This window comes from Psychrobacter sp. 1U2 (genome assembly GCF_051847575.1).
This window is the reverse complement of sequence record NZ_JBPYDC010001843.1, coordinates 1-513: the sequence shown is the minus strand read 5'-3', so window position 1 is coordinate 513 and position 513 is coordinate 1. Positions and strand designations below refer to the sequence as shown.

Below are 513 nucleotides of genomic sequence, written 5' to 3'. Positions count from 1 at the left end.
TAGCTACTACTTATGGAAAAGGCGTAAAAAAGCTTCAGACGAACTTGCGAACTTGGTAGAAGATAGTGGTAATGAGAGTCACGACGAAAATAGCGCTCACAAGGCCAAAGATGAAAATGCACAAGAAGTGCAAGCGCTACGTCAACAAATGCAAGACGCTATCAAGACTATCCGGAAGTCAAAGATTGGTGATCAAACCGGTAAGGCGGCATTATATGAGCTGCCATGGTATATGGTTATTGGTAATCCAGCAGCAGGTAAAAGCTCAGCTGTACTGCATTCTGGATTGAAGTTTCCATTTATGGAAAAAACCAATAAGCTATCGGTAAAAGGCGTTGGCGGTACGCGTAACTGTGACTGGTTCTTTTCAACCGAAGGTATTTTGCTTGATACCGCAGGCCGTTACTCTGTCTACGAAGAAGATCGCTTGGAGTGGCTATCCTTTTTAAATCTGCTCAAAAAGAATCGACCTAAAGCGCCAATTAACGGCATTATTATCGCTGTCAGTATCGC

At 43.3% G+C, this 513-nt stretch carries 1 protein-coding gene; it reads left to right on the top strand.

Features of this window, described 5'->3' with window-relative positions:
* On the top strand, positions 1 to 513 hold a 513-nt coding region (locus ACS8FD_RS24715; protein ID WP_439277787.1), incomplete at both ends, for a type VI secretion protein IcmF/TssM N-terminal domain-containing protein.